The sequence below is a fragment of the Fretibacterium sp. genome (assembly GCF_057312375.1).
In genome coordinates this window covers 1-2,034 of the sequence record NZ_DBHLDX010000130.1, presented here as the reverse complement: position 1 = coordinate 2,034, position 2,034 = coordinate 1, and the positions used below count along the sequence as shown (strand labels likewise).

The window sequence follows — 2,034 nt, the reverse complement described above, 5'->3', positions numbered from 1 at the left end:
CGCGCACAAGACGTGAGAGGTATCATAGCAAAATAAAGTCTTGGATGTCAAGCTAGGACGCGCCGATTGGCCTTAAAAAGTTGTTGAAAGCAATCGAAAGCAATCATCATTATAAAAGAGTTCGAAGACATCGGCATCAATCGCTTGGACCTTGTACGCATCTGACGGCTGTGAGGGCCAGAAGCAGGGAGAGCAGCAAAACTCTGGCGGCCCGTTCTCGGAGTGAGGCTGTGGGCATGTCATGGCATACCGACCAGGACGGGACGGAACGGCCTTCGAGGGCCGCGGCGAGGGCTTACCATATCTATACGGTACGCCGCTCACCTCTTGAGGCCCGATGTGCACCGTCACTTTTACCGGAACCTATCATTTTTTCAAAATGGCCCTTGACAAAACGAGGAGTGTCGATTAAATTAGATTTAAACTAATTCCAGGAAGGAGGTGAGGCATGACAAAGTATGCCAGCGGGATCCTGGACATCGTCAGCAAGCCGGGCGGGCACCTTACGGCCGAACAGATCTTCTGGGAGATGAAGCAGCGGCACCCCGCCATCGTCATGGCGACGATCTACAACAACCTGAACGCCCTCTGCTCTCAGGGGGCGATCCGGAGGCTGAGGCTGGAGGGACAGCCGGACCGCTACGACCGGACCATCCGGCACGACCACATGGTCTGTCGGCGCTGCGGAGAGTTGACGGACGTCTTCATCGGGGACCTGACGGACCGCCTGAAGGCGGAGACGGGGGTTGAGGTCGACTTCTACGAACTGAAGATCTCCTGGATCTGCAAGAAGTGCCGCGAGAAGGAAGCTTCCGCGGAGCGTGAGGAACGGAGCAATCCGACCGGAAGGGAGCGCGGAACGGGTTCTGCCTCTCGATAGAGCGGAGGGCCGGGCAAGCCGGCCAAAACATTCATAGTAGTAGTATATTTGGGAGGATTTTTTTCATGTCGATGATCAACAAAGAAGTGAGCGATTTCAAGGTTCAGGCGTACCACAAGGGCGAGTTCAAGACCGTGACGAAGGCGGACATCCTGGGCAAGTGGAGCGTCTTCTTCTTCTATCCTGCGGACTTCACCTTCGTCTGCCCCACGGAGCTCGAGGACCTGCAGAACAAGTACGCCGACTTCCAAAAGGCGGGCTGCGAGATCTACTCGGTGTCCACGGACACCCACTTCGTCCACAAGGCGTGGCACGACGAGTCCGATCGCATCGGGAAGATCACCTACCCCATGCTGGCGGACCCCACGCACGCGCTGAGCAAGGACTTCGAGGTGCTGATCGAGGACGCGGGGCTGGCGGAGCGCGGCAGCTTCATCGTCAACCCGCAGGGCAAGATCGTGGTGTATGAGGTCAACGCCGGCAACGTGGGGCGCAACGCCGACGAGCTGTTCCGCCGCCTTCAGGCCAGCCAGTTCGTGGCCGAACACGGCGACCAGGTCTGCCCGGCCAAGTGGCAGCCCGGGGCGGAGACCCTGAAGCCCAGCCTGGACCTCGTCGGCAAGCTCTAATGGACGATCGGAACTTTTACGACGTCGTCGTCGTGGGAGGAGGCCCTGCCGGTTTAACGGCAGGCCTCTACCTCGCCCGCGCCTGCTACCGGGTTCTGGTCGTCGAGAAGGAAACCTTCGGAGGGCAGATCACCATCACCTCCGAGGTGGTCAACTACCCTGGGGCGGGCCGGACGGACGGCAGGGCCCTGACCGAAACCATGCGCGCCCAGGCGGAGAGCTTCGGGGCGGAGTTCCTGATGGCGGACGTCACGAACCTGGAGCTGGACGGGGACGTCAAGAAGGTTCACACGGATCGCGGCGTCTTCTCCTGTTTCGGGGTGCTGATCGCCACCGGAGCACACCCCCGCGTGCTGGGATTCCCCGGCGAGACGGAGTTCCGCGGCCGCGGCGTGGCCTACTGCGCCACGTGCGACGGCGAGTTCTTCACGGGCAAGGAGGTCTTCGTCGTCGGGGGCGGGTTCGCCGCAGCGGAGGAGAGCGTCTTCCTGACCCGCTACGCCCGCCACGTGACGGTTCTCGTGC

Annotated in this window: 3 protein-coding genes; all 3 read left to right on the top strand. The window is 60.8% G+C overall.

Annotated features, from left to right (window positions below; all coding sequences use genetic code 11):
- The first annotated feature begins 448 nt into the window (after nt 1-448).
- Nucleotides 449-880, top strand: a complete 432-nt coding sequence (locus ACO41U_RS10460; RefSeq protein WP_485943806.1) for a Fur family transcriptional regulator — start codon at nt 449-451, stop codon at nt 878-880.
- A 65-nt stretch (nt 881-945) separates the two neighbouring features.
- A complete protein-coding gene (gene ahpC, locus ACO41U_RS10455) occupies nt 946-1,509 on the top strand; it encodes an alkyl hydroperoxide reductase subunit C (RefSeq protein WP_298779952.1) in 564 nt (187 codons plus the stop codon).
- Nucleotides 1,509-2,034 (top strand): FAD-dependent oxidoreductase (locus ACO41U_RS10450; RefSeq protein ID WP_485943804.1); only part of this gene is annotated, 526 nt, incomplete at its 3' end. The genes ahpC and ACO41U_RS10450, both read left to right, overlap by 1 nt.

What these genes read in the sequence shown, in the direction of transcription:
- ACO41U_RS10460 (WP_485943806.1), top strand. Translation starts at nt 449, where the DNA reads ATGACAAAGTATGCCAGCGGGATCCTGGACATCGTCAGCAAGCCGGGC.
- ahpC (WP_298779952.1), top strand. Translation starts at nt 946, where the DNA reads ATGTCGATGATCAACAAAGAAGTGAGCGATTTCAAGGTTCAGGCGTAC.